At 73.5% G+C, this 25,824-nt stretch carries 25 protein-coding genes and 1 pseudogene; 15 read left to right on the top strand and 11 right to left on the bottom strand.

The window, feature by feature from the left end:
• The first annotated feature begins 42 nt into the window (after nucleotides 1-42).
• From recA to BLW86_RS04225, 5 genes and pseudogenes are all read left to right on the top strand, one after another.
• The gene (gene recA / locus BLW86_RS04245; RefSeq protein WP_093872758.1) at nucleotides 43-1,212 is read left to right on the top strand and encodes a recombinase RecA; all 1,170 of its coding nucleotides are present in this window, start codon (nucleotides 43-45) and stop codon (nucleotides 1,210-1,212) included.
• A 44-nt stretch (nucleotides 1,213-1,256) separates the two neighbouring features.
• Nucleotides 1,257-2,489 carry a Holliday junction branch migration DNA helicase RuvB gene (gene ruvB, locus BLW86_RS04240; RefSeq protein ID WP_256341200.1) on the top strand — a complete coding sequence of 411 codons (1,233 nt, stop codon included), beginning with the start codon at nucleotides 1,257-1,259 and terminating at the stop codon, nucleotides 2,487-2,489.
• A pseudogene (locus BLW86_RS04235) lies at nucleotides 2,486-2,784 on the top strand (DNA repair protein RadA); the annotation flags it as partial. The gene ruvB and the pseudogene BLW86_RS04235, both read left to right, overlap by 4 nt.
• Before the next feature lie 306 nt (nucleotides 2,785-3,090).
• Nucleotides 3,091-3,684, top strand: a complete 594-nt coding sequence (locus tag BLW86_RS41875; protein WP_177181549.1) for a hypothetical protein — start codon at nucleotides 3,091-3,093, stop codon at nucleotides 3,682-3,684.
• 68 nt (nucleotides 3,685-3,752) lie between these two features.
• On the top strand, nucleotides 3,753-5,828 hold the full coding sequence (locus BLW86_RS04225) for a M48 family metallopeptidase (protein WP_218138004.1): 2,076 nt from the start codon (nucleotides 3,753-3,755) through the stop codon (nucleotides 5,826-5,828).
• Between the two features lie 252 nt (nucleotides 5,829-6,080).
• Here BLW86_RS04225 and BLW86_RS04220 read toward each other — a convergent pair whose 3' ends face one another.
• Nucleotides 6,081-6,740 (bottom strand): deoxynucleoside kinase, encoded by a 660-nt coding sequence (locus BLW86_RS04220; protein ID WP_093872755.1) that lies wholly within the window; start codon nucleotides 6,738-6,740, stop codon nucleotides 6,081-6,083.
• Nucleotides 6,741-7,134: 394 nt separating this feature from the next.
• Here BLW86_RS04220 and BLW86_RS04215 point away from each other — a divergent pair, with 394 nt between their 5' ends.
• Nucleotides 7,135-7,623, top strand: a complete 489-nt coding sequence (locus BLW86_RS04215) for a phosphatase domain-containing protein (RefSeq protein WP_093872754.1) — start codon at nucleotides 7,135-7,137, stop codon at nucleotides 7,621-7,623.
• 16 nt (nucleotides 7,624-7,639) lie between these two features.
• On the opposite strand, the gene BLW86_RS04210 is transcribed toward BLW86_RS04215, so the two are convergent.
• The gene (locus BLW86_RS04210; protein ID WP_093872753.1) at nucleotides 7,640-7,858 is read right to left on the bottom strand and encodes a dodecin; all 219 of its coding nucleotides are present in this window, start codon (nucleotides 7,856-7,858) and stop codon (nucleotides 7,640-7,642) included.
• 279 nt (nucleotides 7,859-8,137) lie between these two features.
• Here BLW86_RS04210 and BLW86_RS04205 point away from each other — a divergent pair, with 279 nt between their 5' ends.
• From BLW86_RS04205 to BLW86_RS04195, 3 genes are all read left to right on the top strand, one after another.
• Nucleotides 8,138-9,388: an extracellular solute-binding protein gene (locus BLW86_RS04205; RefSeq protein WP_093878486.1), complete on the top strand. Its 1,251-nt coding sequence runs from the start codon at nucleotides 8,138-8,140 to the stop codon at nucleotides 9,386-9,388.
• 139 nt (nucleotides 9,389-9,527) lie between these two features.
• Nucleotides 9,528-10,328: a GNAT family N-acetyltransferase gene (locus BLW86_RS04200; RefSeq protein WP_093872752.1), complete on the top strand. Its 801-nt coding sequence runs from the start codon at nucleotides 9,528-9,530 to the stop codon at nucleotides 10,326-10,328.
• The gene (locus BLW86_RS04195) at nucleotides 10,325-11,293 is read left to right on the top strand and encodes a lysophospholipid acyltransferase family protein (protein WP_093872751.1); all 969 of its coding nucleotides are present in this window, start codon (nucleotides 10,325-10,327) and stop codon (nucleotides 11,291-11,293) included. The genes BLW86_RS04200 and BLW86_RS04195 overlap by 4 nt, the downstream gene beginning before the upstream one ends.
• On the opposite strand, the gene egtD is transcribed toward BLW86_RS04195, so the two are convergent.
• From egtD to egtA, 4 genes are read right to left on the bottom strand one after another with little or no spacing between them, the layout of a single operon-like run.
• Nucleotides 11,188-12,153: an L-histidine N(alpha)-methyltransferase gene (gene egtD, locus BLW86_RS04190; RefSeq protein ID WP_093872750.1), complete on the bottom strand. Its 966-nt coding sequence runs from the start codon at nucleotides 12,151-12,153 to the stop codon at nucleotides 11,188-11,190. The genes BLW86_RS04195 and egtD overlap by 106 nt on opposite strands.
• Nucleotides 12,150-12,902 (bottom strand): ergothioneine biosynthesis protein EgtC, encoded by a 753-nt coding sequence (egtC, locus tag BLW86_RS04185; protein ID WP_093872749.1) that lies wholly within the window; start codon nucleotides 12,900-12,902, stop codon nucleotides 12,150-12,152. Before egtC ends, egtD begins: the two co-directional genes overlap by 4 nt.
• Nucleotides 12,902-14,227 (bottom strand): ergothioneine biosynthesis protein EgtB, encoded by a 1,326-nt coding sequence (gene egtB / locus BLW86_RS04180; RefSeq protein ID WP_093872748.1) that lies wholly within the window; start codon nucleotides 14,225-14,227, stop codon nucleotides 12,902-12,904. Before egtB ends, egtC begins: the two co-directional genes overlap by 1 nt.
• Nucleotides 14,224-15,483, bottom strand: a complete 1,260-nt coding sequence (gene egtA, locus BLW86_RS04175; protein WP_093872747.1) for an ergothioneine biosynthesis glutamate--cysteine ligase EgtA — start codon at nucleotides 15,481-15,483, stop codon at nucleotides 14,224-14,226. Before egtA ends, egtB begins: the two co-directional genes overlap by 4 nt.
• A gap of 218 nt (nucleotides 15,484-15,701) precedes the next feature.
• Here egtA and BLW86_RS04170 point away from each other — a divergent pair, with 218 nt between their 5' ends.
• Together BLW86_RS04170 and BLW86_RS41870 are read left to right on the top strand one after the other, a co-directional pair.
• Nucleotides 15,702-16,532 carry a TIGR02452 family protein gene (locus BLW86_RS04170; RefSeq protein ID WP_093872746.1) on the top strand — a complete coding sequence of 277 codons (831 nt, stop codon included), beginning with the start codon at nucleotides 15,702-15,704 and terminating at the stop codon, nucleotides 16,530-16,532.
• Between the two features lie 77 nt (nucleotides 16,533-16,609).
• Entirely contained in the window at nucleotides 16,610-16,780 is a 171-nt protein-coding gene (locus BLW86_RS41870) for a hypothetical protein (protein ID WP_177181548.1), read from the top strand.
• Between the two features lie 91 nt (nucleotides 16,781-16,871).
• Here BLW86_RS41870 and BLW86_RS04165 read toward each other — a convergent pair whose 3' ends face one another.
• The 4 genes from BLW86_RS04165 to BLW86_RS04150 all read right to left on the bottom strand — a co-directional run bounded on the left by BLW86_RS04165 (nucleotide 16,872) and on the right by BLW86_RS04150 (nucleotide 20,713).
• Nucleotides 16,872-18,314 carry a flotillin family protein gene (locus BLW86_RS04165; protein ID WP_093872745.1) on the bottom strand — a complete coding sequence of 481 codons (1,443 nt, stop codon included), beginning with the start codon at nucleotides 18,312-18,314 and terminating at the stop codon, nucleotides 16,872-16,874.
• A gap of 82 nt (nucleotides 18,315-18,396) precedes the next feature.
• Entirely contained in the window at nucleotides 18,397-18,627 is a 231-nt protein-coding gene (locus BLW86_RS04160; RefSeq protein ID WP_030692315.1) for a hypothetical protein, read from the bottom strand.
• Between the two features lie 14 nt (nucleotides 18,628-18,641).
• Nucleotides 18,642-19,349 (bottom strand): alpha/beta fold hydrolase, encoded by a 708-nt coding sequence (locus tag BLW86_RS04155; protein ID WP_093872744.1) that lies wholly within the window; start codon nucleotides 19,347-19,349, stop codon nucleotides 18,642-18,644.
• Nucleotides 19,350-19,432: 83 nt separating this feature from the next.
• On the bottom strand, nucleotides 19,433-20,713 hold the full coding sequence (locus BLW86_RS04150) for an MFS transporter (RefSeq protein WP_093872743.1): 1,281 nt from the start codon (nucleotides 20,711-20,713) through the stop codon (nucleotides 19,433-19,435).
• 155 nt (nucleotides 20,714-20,868) lie between these two features.
• On the opposite strand from BLW86_RS04150, the gene BLW86_RS04145 reads away from it, so the two are divergent.
• The 3 genes from BLW86_RS04145 to BLW86_RS04135 all read left to right on the top strand — a co-directional run bounded on the left by BLW86_RS04145 (nucleotide 20,869) and on the right by BLW86_RS04135 (nucleotide 23,733).
• On the top strand, nucleotides 20,869-21,903 hold the full coding sequence (locus BLW86_RS04145) for a LacI family DNA-binding transcriptional regulator (protein WP_093872742.1): 1,035 nt from the start codon (nucleotides 20,869-20,871) through the stop codon (nucleotides 21,901-21,903).
• Nucleotides 21,904-22,122: 219 nt separating this feature from the next.
• Complete coding sequence (locus tag BLW86_RS04140) at nucleotides 22,123-22,392, top strand: hypothetical protein (protein ID WP_093872741.1); 270 nt, start codon at nucleotides 22,123-22,125, stop codon at nucleotides 22,390-22,392.
• Nucleotides 22,393-22,545: 153 nt separating this feature from the next.
• Nucleotides 22,546-23,733 (top strand): thiolase family protein, encoded by a 1,188-nt coding sequence (locus BLW86_RS04135; RefSeq protein ID WP_093872740.1) that lies wholly within the window; start codon nucleotides 22,546-22,548, stop codon nucleotides 23,731-23,733.
• 114 nt (nucleotides 23,734-23,847) lie between these two features.
• On the opposite strand, the gene trxA is transcribed toward BLW86_RS04135, so the two are convergent.
• Nucleotides 23,848-24,213, bottom strand: a complete 366-nt coding sequence (gene trxA / locus BLW86_RS04130) for a thioredoxin (protein WP_093872739.1) — start codon at nucleotides 24,211-24,213, stop codon at nucleotides 23,848-23,850.
• Nucleotides 24,214-24,327: 114 nt separating this feature from the next.
• On the opposite strand from trxA, the gene BLW86_RS04125 reads away from it, so the two are divergent.
• Complete coding sequence (locus BLW86_RS04125) at nucleotides 24,328-25,770, top strand: dihydrolipoyl dehydrogenase family protein (protein ID WP_093872738.1); 1,443 nt, start codon at nucleotides 24,328-24,330, stop codon at nucleotides 25,768-25,770.
• Nucleotides 25,771-25,824: the final 54 nt, after the last annotated feature.

Here is a 25,824-nt window from a genome sequence, read left to right as displayed (position 1 = left end):
GCCGACCGCGACCGCACACCGCACCCATCCGAGGCGGACCCCATGAAGGAACAGGACCGCGAGGAAGCGCTCGAGCTCGCCCTCGCCCAGATCGAAAAACGGTTCGGCGCAGGCTCGGTGATGCGCCTGGGCGATGAGCCGGGGACCCCGATCGAGGTCATCCCCACCGGCTCGATCGCCCTGGATCTCGCCCTCGGTGTCGGCGGCCTGCCGCGCGGCCGCGTGGTGGAGATCTACGGCCCGGAGTCCTCCGGCAAGACGACCCTGGCCCTGCACGCCATGGCCAACGCGCAGAAGGCAGGCAGGACCGCGGCGTTCATCGACGCCGAGTACGGCCTCGACATCGAGTACGCCAAGAAGCTCGGCGTCGACACCGACGCCCTGCTGGTCTGCCAGCCGGACAACGGCGAACAGGCCCTGCAGATCGCCGACACCCTCATCCACTCCGGCGCCCTGGACCTCATCGTCGTCGACTCCGTCGCCGCGCTGGTGCCGCGCGCGGAGATCGAGGGCGAGATGGGCGACCCGCACGTCGGTCTGCAGGCCCGGCTGATGAGCCAGGCGCTCCGGAAGATCGCCGGCGCGATGGGCCACTCCGGAACCACGATGATCTTCATCAACCAGCTGCGCGAGAAGATCGGCGTGATCTTCGGATCGCCGGAGACCACACCCGGCGGCCGCGCCCTGAAGTTCTACGCCTCGGTCCGTCTGGACATCCGCCGGATCGAGACCCTCAAGGACGGCACGGACGCGGTCGGCAACCGCACCCGCGTCAAGGTGGCCAAGAACAAGGTCGCCCCGCCGTTCAGGCAGGCCGAGTTCGACATCCTCTACGGCCGGGGCATCAGCCGCGAGGGCGAGCTGATCGACCTGGGCGTCCAGCAAGGCCTCGTCCGCAAGTCCGGCACCTGGTACACGTACGAGGGCGACCGGCTCGGCCAGGGCAAGGAGAACGCCCGCACCTTCCTCAGGGACCACCCCGACCTCGCCGACGAGATCGAGAAGAAGATCAGGGAGAAACTGGGCATCGGGGCGAAGCCGGAGACCCCGGCGGCGGAGCCCCGGGCGGATGCGGCGAACCGAGTGGCCGCCCCCGGCACCGTGCCGTTCGATTCGGTCACGACCGGTCGGCGCCTCACCGGGACGACCCCGTCGGCCCCGAGCGGTCCGGCCCCCCGCGTCCTCCTCGACGGCACCCCGGCCGGGCCGTGAAGACCAGCCCGCCGCTCCCTCACCCCGGCGCGAGGCGAACGCCGGTGAACCGGGACGGCACCATGTTCCCCGGCGCCGCCACGCCCCGGGACGAGACGCCGACCCCGGGCAGGACCGCCGCCGGCCGGCCCACCGCGGCGGAGCCGGTCCACCGGCCGGTCGCAGCCCCCGCCGACGGCGAGGACCGGGCCACCGAGGCGGCGTTGCGCCCCAAGATCCTGGACGGGTTCATCGGCCAGGAACGGGTCCGCGAGCAGCTCGACCTCGTCCTCCGGGCCGCGCGGCAGCGGAGCGCCACCGCCGACCACGTGCTGCTCTCCGGTGCCCCGGGGCTCGGCAAGACCACCCTGGCGATGATCATCGCCGCGGAGATGGGAGCCCCGCTGCGCATCACCTCCGGCCCCGCCATCCAGCACCCCGGGGCCCTGGCGGCGGTCCTGGCCTCGCTCACCGGGGGCGAGGTCCTCTTCCTCGACGAGATCCACCGCATGTCCCGGCCCGCCGAGGAGATGCTCTACCTGGCGATGGAGGACTTCCGCGTCGACATCGTCGTCGGCACCGGCCTCGACGCGACCGCCATGTCCCTCGAGCTGCCGCCGTTCACCCTCGTCGGCGCCACCGTCCGGGCCGGCCTGCTGCTCCCGCCGCTGCGCGACCGCTTCGGCTTCACCGCCCACATGGAGTTCTACGACCCGGCCGAACTGGAGCGCGTCATCCACCGCTCCGCCCGGCTGCTGGAGGTGGAGATCGAGCCCGCGGGCGCCGCCGAGATCGCCGGCCGCTCCCGCGGCACGCCCCGCATCGCCAACCGGCTGCTGCGCCGGGTGCGGGACTACGCCCAGGTCACCGCGGACGGCGTGGTCACCCGAGAGATCGCGTCCGCGGCCCTGGGGGTCTACGAGGTCGACGGCCGTGGCCTGGACCGCTTGGACCGGGCCGTGCTGCACGCCCTGCTGAAGCTGTTCGGCGGCGGACCGGTGGGCCTGGCCACCCTCGCGGTCGCCGTGGGGGAGGAGCGGGAGACGGTGGAGGAGGTCGCCGAGCCGTTCCTGGTTCGGGAGGGGCTGCTGGCCCGGACGCCCCGGGGGCGGGTCGCGACGCCCGCCGCCTGGGCCCACGTCGGGCTCGTACCGCCGCCCGGGCCGTCCCGGCCGTCCTGGGCCGCGTTCCCGGGACCGCATCAGAGTGGCGATTCCGGACAGGACGGCCCGCCCGGAGGCCGCCCCGAACGGACCACCTCCCCGGCCGCCCCCCGGCACCGCCCCCCGCCACGGTGAGACCCGAGGCTGCCCGTACGAGAACCGCCAAGGACCGGCCGTCCTACCGCTGCACCGAGTGCGGCCGGCGGACGGCCGAGTGGCTCGGCCGTTGCCCCGGGTGCCAGGCCCGGGGGACGGTCGAGGAGTACGGCGCGCCCGCCGGGCCTCCGCCGCCGTCCCCATCGGACAGGTCGACGGCCGCCAGGCGACCGCCCGCTCGACCGGCGTCGACGAGCTGGACCGGGTCCTCGGCGGGGACCTGGTGCCCGGCGCCGTCGTGCTGCTCGCGGGCGAGCCCGGCGTCGGCAAGTCGCCACAGCGCCCTCACACGACGCCGAGAACGGCACCTCCATCCCGATGCTGCCGGCCTGTGAAGGGTGACGGAGGGCGGCTGACCGTGCTCTCGGGCCCGTAACGACGGAAGGAACTTCGGCGCTTCCACGGGCTGTTCGACTCCGGGACGAGGAGCCTGTCGGAGATCGCGGAGGAGACCGGGCTCGCGTCGGCGGCGGCCGGATCCGTTCGGTGCTCCTTGAGTCACCCTCGTATCATCCCCAACGCCTTTGGCATCATGGCGGGTTGGCGGAAGCGACGGATGACGGGGGAGGTGTCCGGTCACATGCGCGGATACGAGTACCAGGGCCGGGGCGGCGACGTCGGGCGCTACGGCAGCGCGACGGCGACCCGGCTCGCCCGCCGCGCGGTGGAGGCGGCGGCACCGCACGAGCTGCCCCAGTTCCCGATGACGGCCGAGGCCTTCCACCGGTCGTCCGCGAAGGACTGGATGTGGCCGGTCCGCCGTGACGAGCCGCTGGCGATCGGCCTCGACGTGGTCGCCGCGCTCATCAGCACCGCGGCGCTCTCCGCCGCGGTCCAGGTCCTCGACCACCTCGCGCAGCAGTCCACCGCGGAGGCGGTGGACACCACCCGGAACCGGTTGTTGCCGCGGCTGTTGCGACGCCGCGCCCGACGGGCCCTCGAACCGGCCGCGGAGCCGGCCGCCGCGCCCGTGGAGGAGGAGCGACTGACCGCCGAGCAGCTGACCCGGCTGCGCGAGGTGGCCAAGCGGGCGGCGCTCCGGTGGCGGGTGCCCGAGGCGCAGGCGCAGGCGATCGCGGACGGGATCGTCGCGGAGCTCGCCACACTGTCCCCGGAGAGGCCGGACGCCGGCGAGCCGGGCGGGGAGGGGCCGGCCGAGGCCGCCCGGCGGTGAGGCGGCGGACGCCGGGCCCGGCGGTGCCCCGCCGTCCGGGCCCGTTCACGCTCCCCTCCGGCACGTCCGTGCGCTTCGCGCTGCTGATCGCCGCGATGGCCACCGTGTCGGCCCTCCTGGTGAACGGCACCTCGTCCGTCCTCCTGTCGTCGGTGCGGTGGGAGGAGCTGCAGGAGTACCACGACTGCTACGCCCGGGCGACGGAGGAAGCGGCCCGTGAACGCGGCTCCGCCACGGACATCCGCGTCCCCGTCGAGCTCGACATGGGCGACTGCGAGGACCCGCGCGCCGGCGCGAGCCGACTGGTCACCGCCGGAGTCTCGGCCGGCCTGCTCCTTGCCCTCCTCGGTGCCTACGTCGGCCTGCCCTGGCATCGGACCCGGCGGCGCGGCTACCGCCCGCTCACCGGCATGCCCGAGCTGTCCGCCTATCTGGCGGGCCTGCTCGGCGAGTCGGGAGTGCGAGCGCGGGTCGGCTTCCTCGCCGAACCGCTGAATCCGGCGGTCCACGCTCTGGCCTTCGGGCGGCTCGGACGGCGCCGGGTGGTCCTGAGCGGTGGGCTGCTCACCCTGTACTCCCTGGACCGGGCGGCGTTCCGGAGCATCGTCCTCCACGAACTGGCGCACATCCGCAACCGGGACCTGGACATCGCCTTCCTGACGCTGATCCTGTGGCGGGCGAGCATGCCGACACTCGGCGTGTCGACCGTTGTCGCGGCCCCGGCCTCCCTGCTCCTCGGGGGCGCGCTCGCGGGCTCCGTCCTGGCGTTCGCCGCCCAGGTCCCGTTGCTCGCCGTACTGGTGACCCTGCTCAAGAACGCGGTGCTGCGCAGCCGGGAGCTGTACGCCGACGCGCGGGTGACGGAGTGGGAGGGTTCGGCCGACGGCCTGCGCAGGCTGTTCGGCGCCGTTCCCGCCCGGCAGGACGCGAGCATCGGCCGTGGTCTGCTGAGCGTCCACCCGCCGCTCGCCCGGAGGGCGCGGGCGCTGACCGACCGCGGGGTCCTGTACGAGGCCGGCTTCTGGGACATGTGCGCGGTCGGGGCGGCGGGTGCCTTCGTCTACGACATGGTGCGGCTGGGGCCGATCGGCGGCGGCAGCCAGGCCGGACCGATCACGGAGCTCGCCGCGACGGTCCTCTCCGGGGTCCTGGTGGTGGGCGCGGCGGGGACGGTGCTGTGGCAGTCGGTGGCGCACGCTCCGGGCTCCCTCACCCCGGCGCGGGTCCGGCGGGCCGGTCTCGGTCTGGGCCTCGGCCTGGGGGTGTTCCGGCTGCTGTCCCCGTCGGGGGTCTTCAGCCTGGTGAGCGTGGGAGGGAAAGGGGCGTCGCTGGCCCTTCCGTACCTCGCCCTGACGAGTCTGTGCGGCTGGGCCCTCGTACGGTGGCTGGTGCTGGTCGCGGTGGCCTGGGAGCCGGTACTGGCCCGCAACCGCCGTCCGCGACGGGTGCTGTGGACGGTTCTCGCGGTGGGCGCGGCCGGTGTGCTGCCGATGGCCGCCTTTCTCCTGACGCTTCCGTCGATGACGCTGTACGCGGCGGTGTTCATCGCGCCGTCGCTGCCGGGCGCGGTGGTCTTCGTCGGCGGCGCGGGCGTTCTGGTGTTCACCCGGACCGCATCACTGGTGGTGCCGGTGATGCTCACGGCCGCGGTGGTGCCGCTGCTCGGGCAGCACGTGTCGTGGCGTCCCGGTGCCCGGCACACCTTCACCGGATTCGGCCCGCCGGGGCCACCGCCGGGCTTCCCCGTCCGTCTCGGCGTCCCGGCGGCGTCGGCGTCCGCGGCGGCGGCGTTGCTGGTCGTGTGGATCGGCGTCCCCGCCCCCGAAGTGATGGTGGTGGGGGTGCTGATGGCCGGTCAGGTGGCGGCTGCCTTCTGGGCGGGCGGAGGCTACGCACCGCTCCCGCTCGCCAGGGGCGCCCTGGCGGCCTTCGGTGCGGGCCTCTTCGGAGTGTCGGCCTGGGGCGTGCTGGTGAGACTCGTGGGCTGCCTCACCCCGGGCCCGGACCCCTGCGCCCCGCTCCCCGGGGCGGCCCACCTCCACCTCGCCCTCACGGTGGCCCCTGTGGGCACCCTGCTGGCCTGGGCCGTCCACGCGCTCACCGTCCGAGCCCGCCGGGCTGGGACACGGGGTCACCGAGCTTGAAGCCGTGCGCCGCTTTCTGACGCGGCCGACGTCGACCGCCGAGTGCGTCGGTGAGCTCGGTGGGCCTGTCCGCGCAGGAGGCCTGCCTCGCCGCGGAGCGGCTCTTGTCACTGGGCCTGCTCGCCGGGACCGCAGAGGGAGAACTGCGTGCCGTCCACCCGGTACTGGCCTGTCATCCCGGCAGGGAAGAGGGGCGGGCCGCCCTCACCCGGCGGCCCGCCTGCTGGTCTTCGATCCGTGACGTCTTCGAGCTCAGACGCGCCGGCTCGCCGCCAGGGCGTCCTTGACCTCGCGCGCCACGCGGTCCGCGTCCTCGGGGTTGTTCACCACGTCCGTGCGGTTCATGTCGATGACGAGGACCTCGCTGGCCGAGTAGTGCTTGTGGACCCAGTCGTCGTAGCCGGACCACAGCGTCCGGTAGTACTCGACGAGGCTCTCGTCCTGTTCGAAGTCGCGTCCCCGCAGCCCGATGCGGTGCAGCACCGTCTCGAAGTCCGCCTTGAGATAGACCATGAGGTCGGGTGCCTTGCGGTACGGCAGGCCGTCGATCTCGCGCATCATCTCCTCGAGCAGCCCCTCGTACACCTGCATCTCGAGGGAGCTGATCCGGCCCAGGTCGTGATTGACCTTGGCGAAGTACCAGTCCTCGTAGATGGAGCGGTCGAGCACGTTGTCGCCCTGCTTGTACGCCTCCTTGATCGCGGCGAACCGCGTCTGCAGGAAGTACAGCTGGAGGAGGAAGGGGTAGCGCTTCGCCTGTATCTCCTCGGGGCTCGCCGAGTAGAAGAGGGGAAGGATCGGGTTGTCGTCCACGCTCTCGTAGAAGACTTCGCTGCCCAGCTCCTTGGCGAGCAGTTCGGCGACACTGGTCTTGCCGATCCCGATCATGCCTCCGACGCAGATCACCGACATACCTCACTTCTCCCTGGGGCTCTTCTTCTCGTGGGCGGGGGAGCTGGCCTCCCGCACCACTGAGACGCACGCCGGTGGTCCCGCGATTCCCGGGATTCTCGTGATCAACGTCATGAGGACCGTCAGACCCGAAACCTTGTTCCGGACCGGACCGGACCGTTTGCCTCGGCCGGCGGGCCGGCCGTTCCGTGACCGCCGCGCACAGCGACAGGCCGCGGCCCCGCGACCGCCTTGAATCTTAGGCGACGATCCGCCCCGTGCCGGCCGGTGTGCCGGGACCGGCGGCTCGGTGGGGTCCCGGCGTGGCGCCCCGCCCCGCCGCTCCCTCCGGCCCGGCTGCCCAGCGCACGCGATCGCGGGCGCTCCCCGCCGTGCGGCTCCTACGCTGGGGCCCGTGACATCGGACAACAGGCCCCTGGCCGTCTTCGACCTCGACAACACCCTCGCCGCGACCGCGCACCGCCAGCACTTCCTGGAACGCAGGCCCAAGGACTGGGACGGCTTCTTCGCGGCGGCGCCCGACGATCCGCCGTTGGAGGAGGGCGTCGCCCTGTGCCGCGAGGCGGCCGAGGAGTGCGAGGTGGTCTACCTCACCGGGCGGCCCGAGCGCTGCCGTCGCGCGACCGTGGAGTGGCTGGCCGGGCAGGGCCTGCCGAAGGGGTCCGTCCACATGCGGCGCAACCGTGACTTCCGGCCGGCCAGGGTGACCAAGGTGGAGATCCTGCGCCGTCTCGCCGTCGACCGCACGGTCAGGATGCTGGTCGACGACGATCCGGCGGTGTGCGACGCGGCGGAGGCGGCGGGCTTCCGTGTCGTACGGGCCCGCTGGGCGGAGCCCTCCGAGGCGCTGAGGGAGGCTCAGGAGAAGGAGGGCCGCACCTGACGCCGGACGGGTCCGGTCAGGCCTGGTCGTCCTCCAGGCGGAAGCCGACCTTCAGCCCGACCTGGTAGTGCTCGATCGCGCCGTCGACGATGTGGCCGCGCACCTGCGTGACCTCGAACCAGTCGAGTCCCCTCAGGGTCTGCGAGGCGCGGTTGATGCCGTTGCGGATGGCCTCGTCGACGCCTTCGGTGGAGGTGCCGACGATCTCGGTGACGCGGTAGGTGTGATTCGACATGGGGGCCGAACTCCTCTCGGTGCGGTCCCTCCACGGTGCCCCAGGGCGCGTCGGCGCGCGACACGACGACGGCCGGGCGACCCACGAGTAACTACCGAGGGCAACGGAGCGGATCGCCCGCCCGGGTGCGCGACGGGATCGTCAAGGACTTGACCATCTCGTTGGTCCAGACCAGAATCCAGGCCACATACCCGCGCGAACGCCCCGTTCGGTCCCCCCATGCCGGGTCAGCTCCCATGCGCACGACCCCGTGCTGAACCCGAGCAGAAGGTGACCCACGTGAAGAACCGCCATCTCGCCTGCCCCCTGGCAGCCGCCACCGCGCTCGTCCTCGCCGGCTGCGGGATGCTGCCGGGCGGCGACGGCGGGACGAGGACCGTGAACGTCTGGCTCATGCGGAACAGCGCCAGCGAGGACTTCCTGAAGCGCTTCACCGAGGCGTACGAGCAGGAGCACGCGGGAGTCGAGCTCGAGTTCACGATCCAGGACTGGACCGGCATCGGGAAGAAGGTCACCGAGGCGATCCAGGGCTCCGGCGGCCCCGACGTCATCGAGGTCGGCAACACCCAGGTCGCCCAGTACGCCGACACCGAGAAGCTCTTCGACCTCACCCTGGAGTCGGTCCGCGACCTCGGCAGCGAGGACTGGCTGCCCGGTCTCGCCGAGCCGGGCAGCATCGCCGGAGCCCAGTACGGCATTCCCTGGTACGCGGCCAACCGCATCGTCATCTACAACAAGGACCTGTTCGAGGACGCCGGCATCGACAAGCCGCCGGCCACCCGGGCCGAGTGGCTCGACGACACAGAGAAGCTCAACACGAACGGCACCCAGGGCATCTACCTCGCCGGACAGGACTGGTACACCCTCGCCGGCTTCATCTGGGACGAGGGCGGCGAACTCGCCGTCGACAAGGGCGGCCAGTGGACCGGCGCGCTCGACAGCCCGGCCGCCCGGCGGGGCATGGCCTTCTACAAGGAGCTCCAGGCCCTCGGCTCCGGCCCGAAGGACGCCGACGAGCAGACCCCGCCGCAGGCCGACGTCTTCGCCAAGGGCGACGTCGCCCAGCTCATCGCCACGCCCAGCGCCGTCGCCGCCATCCTCAAGGCCGACCCGGGCCTCAAGGACAAGCTCGGCTACTTCCCGATACCCGGCAAGAAGGCCGACCGGCCCTGCGCCGTCTTCACCGGCGGCTCCGACCTCATCATCCCCGAGAACGCCCCCCAGCGCGGCGCCGCCCTCGACGTCGTCAAGGCCCTCGCCGGCGAGAAGTGGCAGTCCGAACTCGCCCGCGCCATGGGCTACGTGCCCAACAAGAAGAGCCTCGCCTCCGTCGTCGCCGGCCAGGAGGCCACCGCCGCCATGGCGAAGGGCGCCGCACGCGGCCGGGCCACCCCCAACTCCCCGCAGTGGGCGAACGTCGAGGCCGACAACCCCATCAAGCCGTACATGACGGCCGTCCTCCGGGGCGAGGACCCCGTCAAGGCGGCGAAGGACGCCTCGACCGCGATCACGGACACCCTCGCCGAATAGCATTCAGCGTTCGCACACCCGTGGGCCCCCGGACGGTCATGTCGAATCCAGCCGGTGACGGAAGAAACAAGGGGCCGGGCCACCGCTCACGCGGCCCGGTCCCGCCCCTTCCCCTTCCGTCCCGCCGGAGGAACCCGCCATGTCCGCACCGACGCCCACGCTCGCCGTCCCCGCGCCCGCACAGCCCCAGGTCCCGGCCGAGCAGCCCACGCCCCGGTACGTCGTCGGCCTCGCCCGGGACCAGGAGGACGTCCGGGCCGCCCAGCGCCTGCGCCACCAGGTCTTCGCCGGCGAGCTGGGAGCCCGGCTCGACGGCCCCGAGCCCGGCCTCGACACCGACGCCTTCGACGCGTACTGCGACCACCTCCTGGTACGGGAGGAGAGCACCGGCGAGGTCGTCGGCACCTACCGGATCCTGCCGCCCGACCGGGCCGCCGTCGCCGGACGCCTCTACTCCGAGAGCGAGTTCGACCTCGCCAGGCTCGCGCCCGTCCGGCACGACCTGGTGGAGGTCGGCCGCTCCTGTGTCCACCCCGCCCACCGCAACGGCGCCGTGATCGCCCTCATCTGGGGCGGCCTCGCCCGCTACATGACCCGCACCGGCCACAACTGGCTCGCCGGCTGCTGCTCGATCCCGCTCGCCGACGGCGGCACCCTCGCCGCCGCCACCTGGGACACCGTCAAGGCCAAGCACCTCGCCCCCGAGGAGTACTGGGTCACCCCGCACAAGCTGTGGAGCCCCGACGGCATCACCCGCCCCGAGGGCCGCACCGAACTCCCGCCGCTGCTCCGCGGCTACCTGCGGCTCGGCGCGTGGGTCTGCGGCGCCCCCGCGCACGACCCCGACTTCGGCGTCGCCGACCTCTACGTGCTGCTCTCGCTGCGTCGCACCAACCCGCGCTACCTCGACCACTTCCTGTCGCTCGTCCCGGCGCGGTGAACGGCTCCACGGCCCTCCCGCCGTGGCTCCCCACGGCGCCCTGCACCCCTGGCCGCTGCGCGGCCCACCCCGAGACCGGGTCCGGCAGGCCGGACGAGCGGGCCGGCACGGTCCTGGCCGTGGCCCGGCTGACCGCCGGGACCGGCGCCGTCCTCCTCGGTCTCCTGCTCGCCCCGGCCGCGGGGCTGCTCCCGGCGACCGCCCGGCTCGCCCTCGTCCGGGGCTGGACGCGGGCGGTGGTCCGCGCCTTCGGGGTGCGCGTACGGTACGAGGGGACGGCCGGCGCGGCCACGGGCCCGCTCCTCGTCGTCGCCAACCACGTCTCCTGGCTGGACGTACCCCTCCTCGCGGCCGTGCTGCCCGGCCGGATGGTGGCCAAGACGGAGGTCCGCCGCTGGCCCGTCCTCGGCCCGCTCGCCGCGCTCGGCGGCACCCTCTTCATCGACCGCGACCAGCTCAGGGCCCTGCCCGGCACCGTCCGGGCCCTGGCCGCGGTGCTCGTCGGCGGGGGCCGGGTGGTCGTCTTCCCCGAGGGATCGACCTGGTGCGGGCGGGCCCGGGGACGTTTCCGCCCGGCGGCCTTCCAAGCCGCCCTGGACAGCGGGTGCGCCGTGCTGCCGGTACGGATCGACTACCGGCCCACCGGGGCCGCCGCGTATGTCGGGGACGATCTGCTGGGCGCGTCCTTGTGGCGGGTCGTCACCGCGCGGCGGATTGTCGCCAATATTCGAATACTGGATCCGATATCCAGTATTGAGTATCCAGACCGCCGCGCCCTGGCCGCCGCGGCCCAACGGGCCGTCGCCCAGTCGGCCGCCGCTCCGTCAGCCGTCCCGGCCGTCGCCCAGCCGGCCGCCGCTCAGCCGACCGTGGCCAGGGACAGCGCGAACCTGCCCCTGTCGTCCGTCCACCAGCGGGCCAGTTCGAGGCCCGCCGCCGCCAGCTCCTCCCGTACCCCCGCCTGACGGAACTTCGCCGACACCTCCGTGCGCATCTCCTCGCCCGCCGCGAACGGCACCACGAGATCCAGTTCCGGGATCTTCACGGTCAGCGCGCGGCGGGCCCGCAGCCGCATCTCGATCCACTCCCGCTCGGCGTCCCACACCGCCACGTGGTCGAAGGCGGCCGGATCGGCGTCCGCGCCCAGCTCCCGGTCGATCACGGACAGCACGTTCTTGTTGAACGCGGCCGTCACCCCGGCGCTGTCGTCGTAGGCGGCCACGAGCGTCGCCTCGTCCTTCACCAGGTCCGTGCCGAGCAGCAGCGCGTCGCCCGGCGTCAGCAGGGCGCGGACCGAACGCAGGAAGGTACCGCGCTCGGCGGGCAGCAGATTGCCGATCGTGCCCCCGAGGAAGGCCACCAGGCGCGGCCCCGGCGTCCCCGGCAGCGCGAGCCCCCGCGTGAAGTCGGCGACGAGCGCGTGCACCCACAGCTCCGGCCGGTCCGCGAGCAGCGACTCCGCCGCCCCGGTCAGCGCGGACTCGCTCACGTCCACGGGCACGTACGCGTCCAGACCCGGCAGCAGCGCGTCGATCAGGAACCGCGTCTTCTCGGAGGAACCGGAACCCAGCTCCACCAGGGTCCGCGCCCCCGTCGCGGCGGCGATCTCCGGCGCCCGCGCGACCAGGATCTCCCGCTCCGCGCGCGTGGGGTAGTACTCGGGCAGCCGGGTGATCTCCTCGAAGAGCTCGCTGCCCCGGGCGTCGTAGAACCACTTGGGCGGCAGCTCCTTGGGGGAGCGGGTCAGACCGTGCAGGACGTCGGTACGGAGGTCGGCGCCGGCGGCGTCCGGGGCGAGGGTGCGGGTCAGCTGGAACGGGCTCACGCGGACGGCTCCTTGAGCGGGGTGAGGGTGACTTCGGCGCGGTCGGCGGTGACGAGCGTGTGCTCCGGCACCTCCCGCCAGCGCGGATCGTCGTCGTACGGTTCGGAGGCCACGGCCACCCGGCCGGGGCCCGACAGGTACCAGAGGCTGTTGCGCCAGGCGGTCGCGGCGATCCGGTCGCCGTCGGTGAGCAGCAGGTTCAGCCGGGAAGCGGGCGACACCGCCGCGACCTCCCGCACGGTGTCGGCGAGCGCCGCCCCCGGCGCGTCCCCGGCCCGCAGCCGGTGCAGCACGAGCGCCCAGAGCAGCGCCGAGTCGGTGCGCGCCTCCAGGCACAGCAGCTCACCGGCCGACAGCGTCCCGGCGAGCGCTGTGAGGGAGTCGGGCCAGCCGTCGACCGCGCCGTTGTGGCTGAACAGCCACGGCCCGGCGGCGAACGGCGCCGCCGCGGCCTCCCCGTCGGCGCCCGGGAGCGTGGCCCCCCGGACCGCCCCGAGGAAGGCCCCGGAGCGCACCACCCGGGCGAGGTCCGCGAAGGACAGGTCGCCCCAGATCGGTCCGGTCCGCCGGTACCGCGCCGGCGCCGGATCCCCCTCGGCGTACCAGCCGACGCCGAACCCGTCGGCGTTCACCACGCCGCTGTCCTGCGTACGGGGCTCCCAGGACTGGCGCAGCAGGGCGTGCGGCGGCCGGACGAGCAGCTCTCCCAGCGCCAACGGTGCCCCGACGTACGCGACGTGACGGCACATCAGTCGAGCTCCGCGCTGCGCGCCGTCCGGAAGCCGGAGAAGATCTGGCGTCGCACCGGCAGGTCCCAGTTGCGGAAGGTGCCCCGGCAGGCGACCGGGTCGACCGCGAACGAACCGCCGCGCAGCACCTTGTGCTCGGGCCCGAAGAACACCTCCGAGTACTCCTTGTACGGGAAGGCCGTGAACCCCGGGTACGGCAGGAAGTCGCTGGCGGTCCACTCCCACACGTCCCCGATCAGCTGGCGTACGCCGAGGGGCGAGGCGCCCGCCGGATAGCTGCCCGCCGCCGCGGGCCGCAGGTGCCGCTGCCCGAGGTTCGCGTGCTCCGGGCCCGGATCCGCGTCGCCCCACGGGAAGCGGCGGGAGCGCCCGGTGACCGGGTCGTGGCGGGCCGCCTTCTCCCACTCCACCTCGGTCGGGAGCCGTCGCCCCGCCCAGCGCGCGTAGGCGTCCGCCTCGTACCAGCTGACGTGCAGGACCGGCTCCTCCTCGGGTACCGGCTCCGTCACCCCGAACCGGCGGCGCAGCCACTGCCCGCCGTCCCGCCGCCAGAACAGCGGAGCCGCGATGCCGTGCTCCCGGATCTGCGCCCAACCCTCCGGCCGCCACCAGCGCCGGTCCGTGTAGCCGCCGTCGGCCATGAAGGCGAGGTAGGCGCCGTTCGTGACGGGCGTGGTGTCGATGTGGAAGGCGGGGACGAGACGGGGGTGCGCCGGCCGTTCGTTGTCCAGGGCCCACGGCTCGTCCGACGTGCCCATGGTGAACGGGCCCCCGGGCACCAGGACTTCGGCGGACAGTGGACCGGACCGCAGGACGGGCGGCGGGGGGGCGGTCAGGGCGGCGGGACCCTTCCGCAGCTGATGGGTGATCAGCATCGTCTCGTCGTGCTGCTGCTCGTGCTGCGCGATCATCCCGAACGCGAAAGCGGCGTCCACCAGCGGACGCCCCTCCAGCGGGGTGCTCTCCAGCACGTCGAGGACCCGGGTCCGTACGTCGGCGGCATAGGCCCGCGCCTCGCCGGGCGCGAGCAGCGGCAGCGACGGGCGGGAGGCGCGCGGGTGCTGGAAGGCGTCGTACAGCGAGTCGATCTCGGGCCGCAGCGCCTCGCGCCCCGCGACGGCCCGCCACAGCCACTGCTCCTCCTGGTTGCCGATGTGCGCCAGGTCCCAGACCAGCGGTGACATCAAGGGCGAGTGCTGCGCGGTGAGTTCGCCGTCCTCCACGCAGGAGGTGAGGAGCGCGGTGCGGTCCCGCGCGGTGCTGAGGGCGCCGAGGGCCCGCCGCCGCAGGTCCTCGGGACCGGCCACCGTGTCGGTCGCGGTCATGACGTCACCACCTGGAGGTCGTCGGCCGGACAGCTGCCGGGGATCACGTACCGCTCGTGGAAGGCGGCGACCGCCCGCCGCACCCCCTCGCTCGCCCCGATCCGGGGCAGTGCGTCGAGCGCGGCGGAGAACACCGCGCGGGCGGCGGCGTGCAGCTCGGGATCGGAGAGACCGTCACGGGCCGCCGCCAGCCACAGCGGATTGCGCGGCGCGGGACCCGGGGCGGCCAGCTCCGCGAGGGGCTTCACCGCCCGGTACACGGTCTCCGCCGCCTCCGGGTCGTCGAAGACGGCCGTCGTCACCGCCACCGGCACCATCCAGCCGTCCGGGCCGGGCTGCGCGTCCATCATCCGTAGCTCCAGGTGCCCGCGCGGCCGTACCGGCGGGAACAGGGTCGTCATGTGATAGCGCAGGTCGTCGGCGTCGGCCGGCCGGGGAAGGCCCGTCCGCAGCCACTGCCGGAACGTCAGCCCCTCCGGCACCGTCCACGGCCCCTCCTCGGCCCTTACGCACATCACCGGGGTGTCCAGGACATGTGCCGCCCACTCCGCGCGCGGCTCCCCGTCCGGGGGCGGCGCGAGCGTCCGACGGGGGTCGAGCTCCGCCCACAGCGCCTGCCGCGTCGAGCGCCAGCCGGTCCGGCGACCGCCGTGCACCGGGGAGTTGGCGAAGGCGGCCACCAGCACCGCGCCGAGCAGATGGGCGAGCTGCCAGCGCCGGTGGTAGCCGAGCGGACCGGGTTCCTCCAGGCCGGCGTCGAGGCAGACCTGCACCGAGGCCGACTCGCACATCATCGCCCGCCCGGCCGGCCCGGTCCGGCCGAGCGCGGTCTCCATCGCGTCGTACCGCGGCTCGTGCAGGACCCGGTCGCGCGGCGCGTGCCAGGGGTCCACCCCGTAACCGCTGAGGGTCAGACCGAGCGGCCCGAGCGCCGCCCGCACCGCGGCCAGGTCGGCGGCGAGCGAGTCGAGGCACTCCATGAGGGAGCCGGCCGGGCGCGAGCTGAGCTCCAGCTGCCCGCCGGGTTCGAACGTGAGGGCCGACACCAGGGGCAGCGCCCGTACGGTGTCCAGCGCGGCCGCGAGCCTCGGCGACCGTACGGGAAGCCGGGGGTCCCGCAGCTCGTGCACGAGCCACTCCAGCTCCACCCCCACCGTGCGGGGCGGGCCGGTCTTGAAGCAGATACATCGCAGCAGGTCCTCCGCCTCCGCCTCGGTGAGAGGGGGACCGCCACGCCGTATGCCGCTCGGCGACATCCGTGCACCTCCTGGTCCTCGGGGTCCCCGCGGAGACCCGCCCGGTGAGTCGCTGCTTCCACCTAAAGCCACCACCGACCGCCGTGCAAGAGCGCCTCACACGACCCCCGCGCGCTCCTTGTGCCCCCACCCGGCCGAAATACCCCGCACACCCCGCCACCACGGGCCTCCACGAAATCCCGTTGTCCCGGCCGGGGCGAAACGATCATCCTGAGGGCATGAGTGCACGACTGCGCGCCATCGCGCGGCAGACCGAGGAGATCGTTGCCGCGGGCCACTACCAGGCCCCCGACGGCCGGACCGTCTCCCTCATCGAGGACCTGAAGGCCGCCCTGGCCGGAACCCGCCTCCACGGCCCCGAGCCCGTCGCCGTCACGCCCGACACCGACCGGACGCCCACCCTCGACGTCACCCCCGAGAGCAGCCTGGCGGCGGCCCGCCGGATGACCGAGGCCGACCCCACCCGCCCGGTCGCCGTCCTGAACTTCGCCTCCGCCCGCAACCCCGGCGGCGGCTACCTCAACGGCGCCCAGGCGCAGGAGGAGGCGCTCTGCCGGTCCTCCGCCCTCCACGCGACCCTGCTGCGCGCACCCGACTACTACGCCCACCACCGGGAGGAGCGGGACGCCTTCTACACCGACCGGGTCATCCACTCGCCCCGGGTCCCGGTCTTCCGCGACGACCGGGGCGCGCTGCTCGCCGAGCCCTTCACGGTCGGTTTCCTCACCTCTCCCGCGCCCAACGCGGGCGTGGTCCGCCGCCGTACCCCCGAGCTCGCGCACCGGCTGCCCGCCGCGCTCGCGTCCCGCGCCGAGCGGGTCCTGGAGACGGCGGCCGCGGCCGGATACCGGCGGCTCGTCCTCGGCGCCTGGGGCTGCGGGGTGTTCCAGAACGCCCCGGCGGACGTCGCCGGCGCGTTCAAGGCGCTGCTCACCGGCGACGGCAGGTTCGCCGGGCACTTCGAGGAGGTCGTCTTCGCCGTCCTCGACCGCTCCTCCGGCACCCCGACCCTCGCCGCCTTCGGGAAAGTCCTGGCGCACCCGCTCTGACGTGCGGCTCTCCTGCCCCCGTGCCAGGCTGAGCACATACGGACCAGCGTCCGACACCCGTCACGGGAGGCACGATCGTGGGCAAGAAACAGACCCGGACGAACCGGGGAGCCCGTACCGGCGGCCATGAGCACCGCACCGAAGCCGCGGCGAAGGAGAAGAGCGCGCCGACCCCCACGAGAGCGGCACCGATGCCCCTCGTCGAGCACGCGTCCCACCGCAAGGAACGCAGGTTCGGCCACAACTGAGGTCGAGAACCAGAGGTCGAGAACCAGAAGTCGAGCGGGTGGCACGGAAGGGCCCGGTGCCGTGACGGCACCGGGCCCTTCCGCACGCGGTTCACTGCCCGTCGACGACCGGGATCTCCACGCTCTTCACCGGGATCTCCACGCTCTTCTCCGTGCGCTGCGCCGGCGGCCCCGACAGCGCCGCCCCGGCCGGCTTCTCCTGCGCGGCCGGGCTCATCGTGGCGAGGAGCTGCCGGGCCAGGCCGAGACCCGTCCCGCCCATGGTCAGCGCCTTGGCGAAGACGTCCGCCATGCCGTCGGCGCCGTTGAGCAGCACCATCTGGTCGACGTTCCCGAAGGCGGAGGCGCCCGCGGAGACGATCTCCGGCCACTTCTCGGCCAGCTGCTGTGCGACCACCGCCTCCTGGTTCTCCGCGAGCGCCGCCGCCCGCGCCTTGATGGCCTCGGCCTCCGCCAGGCCCTTCGCGCGCGTGGCCTCCGCGACCGCGAGCCCCTTGGCGTGCTGCGCCGCCGCCTCCGCCTCACCGGTGAGCCGGGTCGCCGTCGCCTTGGCCGCGCTCGCCAGCTCCGTCTCCTTCGCCTCGGCCTCGGCGGCCGAGATCCGGGCGTCACGCTCGGCCGCGGCCAGCGTCCGGGTCTCGTACGCCATCGCGTCGGCCGGCTTGCGGACCTCCGCCTGGAGCTGCTGCTCCTTGCGGTGACCTTCCAGCTCCGCGACCCGGGTCTCCTGGACGACGACCTCCTGCCGTGAGGCGGCGTCGGCGAGCGGTCCGGCCTGCCGGGCCCGGGCGGAGGCCTGGTCCCGTTCGGCCTGGTAGCCCGCCTGGAGGATCTCGCTGTCGCGGGTCGCCTCCGACATGCGCGCCGCGGCCTGCTGCTCGGCCTCGGTCGCCCGCCGGTTCGCCTCCGCCTGCGCGATCCGCGCGTCCCGCTGGACGGCGGCCGCGTGCGGGGCGGCCAGGTTCTTGATGTACCCGGTGGGGTCCTCGATCTCGTGGATCTGCAGCGAGTCGACGATCAGACCGAGCTTCTCCATCTCCGTGCCACAGGCCGACCGCGCCTGCCCGGTCAGCTTCTCCCGGTCACGGATCATGTCCTCCACGGTCAACCCGCCGACGATGGCGCGGAGATGACCGGCGAAGACGATGTGCACCCGCTCGCTCATCAGCTTCTGCTGGTCGAGGAAGCGGCGCGCGGCGTTGGCGATCGACACGAAGTCGTCACCGACCTTGAAGATCACCACACCGCGGACCTTGAGCGGAATGCCCTGGTGGGTGACGCACTCGACGGACAGCTGCGTCTCGTTGAGGTCCAGCGAGAGCTTCCGCACCGCCTGGACGCCGGGGAGCACGAGGGTGCCGCGACCGGTGACGATGCGGAACCCCATGCCTGCGCCGAGGCCCTCGTTCTTGTGGTTGGAACCGGAGATGATCAGCGCCTCGTTGGGTTCCGCGACGCGCCACATCATTTTGAACACACCGATCAGAACGGCGAGCGCGCCGACGACGACGCCCGCCAGAATGCCGATGCCCATGGACAAGGTCCCCCTTCACCGGAGCCGAGCGGATCCGGTGAAGGGAGTGTGCGCCCGTGACGGGCACGGCTCAACGGTTCGGTCAACTGTCGTACGCGGCTGTGACATAGACGGTGCGCGGAGGGAGATGTTCCATGACCATCACGACCGTGCCGACCTCGATCCGCTCCTTCGGCGAGGCGGGGTGCGCGAGGAAGTGCTCGGCGCCGCCGCGGATCCGGACGATCACCTCGCCGACGAGGCCGGGGCCGACGGTGCCGGTCACGCGGCCGAGCAGTCCCACCATCGAGCTGTCCATCGACGTGTCGTCCATGGCTGAACGGTACGTCAGATCCACCCGCCCAGGGCGGACATGAACCCGTCGAACTCGTCCCGGTGGATCGTGTGCCCCGCCCCCTTCACCGTGCGGATCTCGAATCCGCGGGCCGCCAGCATCCGGGCGTGCTCCGGCCGGACCAGCGTGCTCGGATCGGCGAGGGTGACGAGGGAGGGCACCACGGGCCGGTCCGGCCACAGGTCGGCGCCCACGAACGCCGTGAGGCCGTGGGCGCTCCGCTCGTCCCAGTCCCGTACCGACGCCATCTCGGCGTCGACGTCCTCGTCCGACCAGTGCGGGTTGAACCCCCTGATCTGCTCCCGGGTCATCGACTTGCCCCGGACGAAGAGATCGGCCCGGTAGCCGCAGGGACCGGCCGCCAGGTGCCAGGCCGGGTCGGAGTACACCGCCCGGGCCGGCGCCAGACGCTCCACCGCCCGGGCCAGGACGAGCCCGCCGAGCGAGTGGCCGATCGCCAACTCCGCTCCGGCGGGCAGGGATTCCACGAGATCGTCGGCGTGGTCATCGGGGCGGTACGCCTCCGGGCCCGAGGCCCGGTCGCTCGCCCCGTGCCCCCGCAGGTCCACGGCGATCACCCGGTAGCCGCGCTCCGCGAGCGCCGGTCCGACCCGGCGCCAGGTGCGGTGGTCGGCCATGATGCCGTGGACGAGCAGGGCCGTCCGGTCACCGGATCCCCACGTGGTCGTGTGCAGGCGCACGGTGCCGCCTCTCCTGCGGTGTTCGGCGGGCACCGACGGGGCCGGCGCACGCTGCGGACGGGCGCGGCGGACGCCGACGGGGGTCAGCGCACGCTGCGGATGGGGCGCACGGCCAGCGCGCCGAGTACCGACAGTACGGCCGCGACCAGGAAGAGTGCCGTGTATCCGCCACTCAGCGACACGACGATCGAGGCCACGAAGGGGGCGACGATCTGCGGGCCGGCGTTGGCGACGTTGAGGACGCCCATGTCCCGGGCGGCGTCCTCGGCCTTGGGCAGGACCATGGTCACCAGGGCGGTGTCGACGGCCATGTAGCAGCCGAAGCCGAGCCCGTTGACGACGGAGAAGGCCAGCATCGCGGTCCAGCTCGTCGAGAGGGCCGGGATGAGCAGCGCGAGGGCGGCGAGCGCCGCGGAGGCGCCCACGAAGAGCTTGCGGCGGTCGAACCGGTCCGAGAGCCAGCCGCCGAGGACGGTGGAGACGACCATGGCGACCGAGTTGACCGGCATGAGGATCGCCACGGCCTCCTCGGCGCTCAGCCCGGCGGGCAGGTCGGTGTGGTCCTTGAGGATGTACAGCTGGAAGCCGGCCACGGCGAAGTAGCCGAGGACGAGCAGGGCGCGGCCGATGAAGGCCCAGCGGAAGTCGTGGTCCTTCAGGGCGCTGCCGAAGGCCGCGATCTGTTCCTTGACCGGCACGGGGGCCTTCGGGGGCATGTGCTCCTCGCGGGCGCAGGCGGTGAACAGCACGGCGGTGGCGGCGACGATCGCGCCGAAGACGAGGTAGCCGGTGCGGTAGTGCTCGGAGAAGGCCGCGCTGAGGAGCGCGCCGATCGTGGAGCCGACGGGGAGGCCGAGGCCGACGGCGGCCGAGGCCTTGCCGCGTGCGGCCAGGGGGACCCGGTCGGGGACCACGGAGGTGAGGGCCGCCTGGTAGACGTTCATGACGGCCTGGCCCAGACACCAGGCGATGGTGACCAGCAGGATCGTGTGGACGCTGCCGAGGAGCAGCATCACCGGGAGGGCGAGCAGGCCGCCGGCGAGGATCCAGGGGTTGCGGCGGCCCGAGCGGTCCGAGAGGGCGCCCGCGACCGGGTTGAAGACGGTGGCGAAGATCGCGGATATGCCGGAGACGAGGCCGAAGTTCGCCACCTTGTCGGCGGGGTCGACGGCCTCGATCTGGAGCGCGAGGAGCATGCCGGGGACGCCGATGTACAGCGCGTACATCGCGGTGTTGCCGGTGAGCAGCAGGGGCAGCAGGCCGCGCGTCGGCCGGGAGGCCGTGGGGGAGCCGGGGGCGGCCGGGTCGGTGACGGAGCCGGGGGCGCTCGTGTCGGGACCGGTCCCGGGGGAGGAAAGGGCCACTTTGCCCTCCTGAGGAGATCGCCCGATGCGGGGGCGAGGAGCGGATGGAAGGGTAGGGTTACACGTGTCAGTGACACGTGTGGGCACTGTGTAGCACCCAAATCCGGCCATCCGCCAGACCCTGCGCCGGATCGTTCTGGAAAGATGCCGGATCGATGAGCCAGCCAACCGAACACTCCCCCGACCGCCCCTCCGGGCGGACGGTCCCCACCAGCGCCGATGTCGCGCGCCTCGCGGGCGTCTCCCGGGCCACCGTCTCGTACGTCCTGAACAACACCTCGGCCGTCCGCATCAGCGAGCCCACCCGGCAGCGGGTGCGCGAGGCGGCCGAGGAGCTGGGCTACGTGCCGCACGCCGCCGCCCGCAGCCTGCGCGCCGGCCACAGCCGCATGGTGCTGATCCCGAGCTCCCACGTCCCCGTCGGGCCGCTCTACAGCCAGTTCTTCAACGACTTCCAGTGGGCCCTGCGCCGCCTCGACTACACGGTCGTGCAGTACGGAAGCGTCGGTCTGGAGGCCGAGGAGGCCGCCCGCGCCTGGGCCGAGCTGCGGCCGGTGGCCGTGGTCTCCCTCGGAGAGGTCGAGCTCACGGAGCAGGGCGTCGAGATCCTCAAGCGGTCCGGGGCCCGGGCCGTGATCACCCTCGGCACCCAGCGCGTGGAGGGCGCCCACGCCCTCGTCCTGGAGCAGGGGCGGGTCGGCGAGGTGGCCACCGAGCACCTCCTGGGGACCGGCCGGCGCCGGATCGGCGTCGTCGTGCCCGAGGAGCCGGGCCTCGCGATGTTCTCCGGGCCCCGCCTCGACGGCGCGCGCCGCGCGGCCGGGGCTGCCGGGGCCACCGTCGTACCCCTGCCGCTGCGGTACGAGGAGGAGTCGGCGGCCGCGCTCGCCGCACGGTGGCGCGAGCTCGGGCTCGACGGCGTCTTCGCGTACAACGACGAGTACGCCATGCTCCTGATGCGCGCGCTCCAGGACACCGGGATCTCCGTGCCGGAGGAGACGGCGGTGGTCGGCGCGGACGATCTGCTCCTCGGGCGGCTGCTGCGGCCGCGGCTCAGCACCGTACGGATCGACATGGTGCTCGGCCGCGAGCTGGCGGAACTGGTCGACCGTGCCGTACGGGAACCGGACGCCCCGGCGGTCTCCCGCTCCCTGCTGGACTCACGGGTCGTCCGACGGGAGTCGAGCTGAGGCCTCTGGCATCCGGAAGGCGAGCCGGGCCAAGCGTCCGGGGCGGATTCGAGGCGAGCCCCCCGCATCCGAGGAGGTCGTCCGCGGGAGCCGAGCCGAGGCCTGTGGCATCCGGCGGGGGCGAGCCGGGTCCCCGCGTCCGGGGCGGATTCGAGGCGAGCCCCCGCCCTCCAGGGGCGTCGTCCGGCGCGAGCCCGGCCCAGCGCTTAGCTTCGGTGCATGAGCACTGTTCCGAAGCGGTTCGAGATCCTGCTGGTGCCCGAGCACGTAGAGGACCGCGGCGGCGCCGCCGTCGCGGACAGCGCCGTCCGCTCGGCCGTCGTCGAGGCCACCGGACGGCACGGCGAGACGGGCTACCCGATCTACGAGGGACACGGCATCCGGGCCGACATCGACCCCGAGACGGACACCGTCGAGGCGCTCCTCGTCGACGGCCGCGAGCTCGACTACGGCCTCACGGCCCTGGTCCGCCCCGTCGCGCACGGCTGAACCCGCGCACTTCCCCGCCATCGGTCCGGCCTGTCCCGAAACGACCCGTTGACACGAGGGGCCGCCGGGCAGAGACTCTGCGCGCCCGATGGGGCGAAGATTGCTTCACCAGGCGAACAGAGTCGTTCGCAGGTCACGTGGGAGAGAGAACCGATGAGCATCCGCGACGTCTACATCGTCGACGCCGTCCGCACTCCGATCGGGAAGTTCGGGGGCGCCCTCGCCTCCGTGCGCCCCGACGACCTCGCGGCCCACGTCGTCCGCGCGCTCGTCGACCGTTCGCCCGCGCTCGACCCCGCGCGCGTGGACGACGTCTACTTCGGCGACGCCAACGGCGCGGGCGAGGACAACCGCGACGTCGCGCGCATGGCCGTCCTCCTCGCCGGACTGCCCGTCACCGTCCCCGGCGTCACCGTCAACCGCCTCTGCGGCTCCGGCCTGGAGGCCGTCATACAGGCCGCCCGCGCCATCGCCCTCGGTGACGCCTCCGTGGCGATCGCGGGCGGCGTCGAATCGATGTCCCGCGCCCCCTGGGTCCTGCAGAAGCCCGAGCGGGCCTTCCCCGCCGGCCACCAGCAGCTCCACTCCACGACCCTCGGCTGGCGCATGACGAACCCGAAGATGCCCGCCGAGTGGACGGTCGCGCTGGGCGAGGGCGCGGAGCTCGTCGCCGACAAGCACGGCATCACCCGCGAGCAGCAGGACGCCTTCGCCCTCGCCAGCCACCGCAAGGCGGCCGAGGCCTGGGCGAAGGGGCTGTACGACGACGAGGTCGTCCCCTACCCCGGGGCGGAGCTGACCCGCGACGAGTGCATCCGCGACAACACCTCCATGGAGGCCCTCGCCAAGCTGAAGCCCGCGTTCCGCCCCGACGGCGGCACGGTCACGCCGGGCAACTCCTCGCCGCTCAACGACGGAGCGGCGGCGCTGCTCCTCGTCGACGAGGACGGGCTGCGCGAGACCGGCCGGGAACCCCTCGCCCGGATCCGCACCTCCGCGGTCACCGGGATCGAGCCCCAGCTCTTCGGCCTCGGCCCGGTCGCGGCGGTCCACCGGGCCCTGGAGAAGGCCGGTCGCTCCTTCGCGGACCTGACGACCTTCGAGCTCAACGAGGCCTTCGCGGCCCAGTCGCTCGGCTGCCTCGCCGAATGGCCGGAACTCGACCCCGAGATCGTGAATCCCCGCGGTGGAGCGGTCGCGATCGGTCACCCGCTGGGCGCGTCCGGCGCCCGGCTGGCCGGCTCGGTGGCGCACCAGCTCGCCGCGGCCGGCTCCGGCACGGGCCTCGCGGCGCTCTGCATCGGCGTCGGCCAGGGCCTCGCGCTGGTCCTGGAGCGCTGACGGGCCCCACAGCGGGGTTGACGGGGCCACCAGCGGGGTTTGACGGCCCCACAGCGGGGCCCGATGCACGCGAGAGGGGTACGGGAGGGCCTCCCGCACCCCTCTCGCGGTGGGTCACTTCTGCTGCGCGTCCGCGATGGACTTGCGGACCTCGGCCATGTCCAGCTGCCGCGCCTGACCGATGACGTCCTCCAGCGCGGTCTCCGGCAGCGCGCCGGGCTGCGCGAACACGGCCACGTTGTCACGGACGATCATCAGGGTCGGGATCGAGCGGATCTCGAACGCGGCCGCCAGCTCCTGCTGCGCCTCGGTGTCCACCTTGGCGAAGACGAGGTCCTGGTGCCGCTCGGACGCCGCCTCGAAGACCGGGGCGAACTGACGGCAGGGACCGCACCACGAAGCCCAGAAATCGATGAGCACGAACTCGTTCCCGCTCACGATCTCGTCGAAGTTGTCCTTGGTGAGCTCTACGGTGCTCATACTGCCTACCTTTCGGGTCTCCTGGCGGTGTCCTCACGGTCCCCTGGGGACTCGCCCGGCACAACGGCGTATCGAGCCGCGCTATTCCGTGCCTCCGGCACCAGACTGGGACCCATGACACGAACGGTGGAAGACGAGCACACCTACGACGTCGTCGTGATCGGCGCGGGCCCGGTCGGCGAGAACGTCGTCGACCGGGTGCGGGCCGGCGGCCTCACCGCGGCGATCGTCGAGAGCGAGCTGATCGGCGGCGAGTGCTCGTACTGGGCGTGCATGCCCAGCAAGGCGCTGCTCCGCCCCGCGATCGCCCGCTCCGACGCCCGCAAGGTCGCCGGTCTGCGCGAGTCGGTCTACGGCCCGCTGGACGCGATGGAGGTCTTCGCCCACCGGGACAAGGTCGTCGGGCACTGGAAGGACGAGGGCCAGCTCGACTGGCTGGACTCCGTGGGCGTCCGGGTCTTCCGGGGTCATGGAAGGCTCCTCGGGCCGCGCCGGGTGGAGGTCGCGGGCCCCGAGGGCGAGCGGCACGTGCTCACCGCCCGGCACGCGGTCGCCGTCTGCACCGGCACCCGCGCCCTCCTGCCGGAACTGCCGGGCCTGCCCGGGGCGCATCCCTGGACCAGCCGGGAGGCGACCAGCTCCGACCGGGTGCCCGAGCGGCTCGTCGTGGTCGGCGGGGGAGTGGTGGGCGTGGAGATGGCCACCGCGTGGCAGGCCCTCGGGTCGAAGGTGACCCTGCTCGTACGGGGCGGGGGGCTGCTGCCGCGCATGGAGCCGTTCCTCGGCGAGCACGTGGCCGCCGCGCTCGGCGCGCGCGGCGCGGACATCCGTACGGGCGTGACGGTGAGCGCGGTGGTGCGCGACGGGGGCAGCGGACCGGTCACCGTGGTCCTGGAGGGCGGCGACCACGTGGAGGGCGACGAGGTGCTCTTCGCGACCGGCCGGAAGCCGCGCACCGAGGACGTCGGCCTGGAGACGGTCGGCCTGACGCCGGGCTCCTGGCTCGACGTCGACGACACCCTGCGGGTCACCGGGAGCGACTGGCTCTACGCCGTCGGCGACGTCAACCACCGCGCGCTCATGACCCACCAGGGCAAGTACCAGGCCCGGATCGCGGGTGCCGCGATCGCCGCCCGCGCGCGGGGCGACGCCTCCCTGGACACCGGACGATGGGGCGCGCACGTGGCCACCGCCGACCACGCCGCCGTGCCGCAGGTCGTGTTCAGCGACCCCGAGGCGGCCTCCGTCGGGCTCACCCTCGCCGAGGCGGAGCGCGCCGGGCACCGGGTCCGGGCCGTGGACCTCGACATGCGACAGGTCGCCGGGGCCGGGCTCTACGCCCAGGGGTACCGGGGGCACGCCCGGATGGTCGTCGACCTGGACCGGGAGGTGGTCCTCGGCGCCGCCTTCGTGGGGCCCGGCATCGGGGAGCTCCTCCACTCGGCGACCGTCGCCGTCGCGGGCGAGGTGCCGATCGCCCGCCTGTGGCACGCCGTCCCCGCGTACCCGACGCTGAGCGAGGCGTGGCTGCGTCTCCTGGAGGCCTACCGGGGCTGATGCTCCGTCACCGCCCCGTGTTCACCTGAGGGATACGGGTCCTTGAGGGATAGG

It is taken from the genome of Streptomyces sp. TLI_105 (assembly GCF_900105415.1).
Classification (GTDB): Bacteria; Actinomycetota; Actinomycetes; order Streptomycetales; family Streptomycetaceae; genus Streptomyces.
Note: the sequence above shows the minus strand (reverse complement) of the source record. Positions and strands in the feature narration are given on the sequence as shown.

Coding starts and splice junctions, on each gene's coding strand:
- recA (WP_093872758.1), top strand. CDS start 43: ATGAAGGAACAGGACCGCGAGGAAGCGCTCGAGCTCGCCCTCGCCCAG.
- BLW86_RS41875 (WP_177181549.1), top strand. CDS start 3,091: ATGCGCGGATACGAGTACCAGGGCCGGGGCGGCGACGTCGGGCGCTAC.
- BLW86_RS04220 (WP_093872755.1), bottom strand. CDS start 6,740: ATGTCGGTGATCTGCGTCGGAGGCATGATCGGGATCGGCAAGACCAGT.
- BLW86_RS04210 (WP_093872753.1), bottom strand. CDS start 7,858: ATGTCGAATCACACCTACCGCGTCACCGAGATCGTCGGCACCTCCACC.
- BLW86_RS04200 (WP_093872752.1), top strand. CDS start 9,528: ATGTCCGCACCGACGCCCACGCTCGCCGTCCCCGCGCCCGCACAGCCC.
- egtC (WP_093872749.1), bottom strand. CDS start 12,902: ATGTGCCGTCACGTCGCGTACGTCGGGGCACCGTTGGCGCTGGGAGAG.
- egtB (WP_093872748.1), bottom strand. CDS start 14,227: ATGACCGCGACCGACACGGTGGCCGGTCCCGAGGACCTGCGGCGGCGG.
- egtA (WP_093872747.1), bottom strand. CDS start 15,483: ATGTCGCCGAGCGGCATACGGCGTGGCGGTCCCCCTCTCACCGAGGCG.
- BLW86_RS04170 (WP_093872746.1), top strand. CDS start 15,702: ATGAGTGCACGACTGCGCGCCATCGCGCGGCAGACCGAGGAGATCGTT.
- BLW86_RS04165 (WP_093872745.1), bottom strand. CDS start 18,314: ATGGGCATCGGCATTCTGGCGGGCGTCGTCGTCGGCGCGCTCGCCGTT.
- BLW86_RS04160 (WP_030692315.1), bottom strand. CDS start 18,627: ATGGACGACACGTCGATGGACAGCTCGATGGTGGGACTGCTCGGCCGC.
- BLW86_RS04145 (WP_093872742.1), top strand. CDS start 20,869: ATGAGCCAGCCAACCGAACACTCCCCCGACCGCCCCTCCGGGCGGACG.
- BLW86_RS04140 (WP_093872741.1), top strand. CDS start 22,123: ATGAGCACTGTTCCGAAGCGGTTCGAGATCCTGCTGGTGCCCGAGCAC.
- BLW86_RS04135 (WP_093872740.1), top strand. CDS start 22,546: ATGAGCATCCGCGACGTCTACATCGTCGACGCCGTCCGCACTCCGATC.
- trxA (WP_093872739.1), bottom strand. CDS start 24,213: ATGAGCACCGTAGAGCTCACCAAGGACAACTTCGACGAGATCGTGAGC.
- BLW86_RS04125 (WP_093872738.1), top strand. CDS start 24,328: ATGACACGAACGGTGGAAGACGAGCACACCTACGACGTCGTCGTGATC.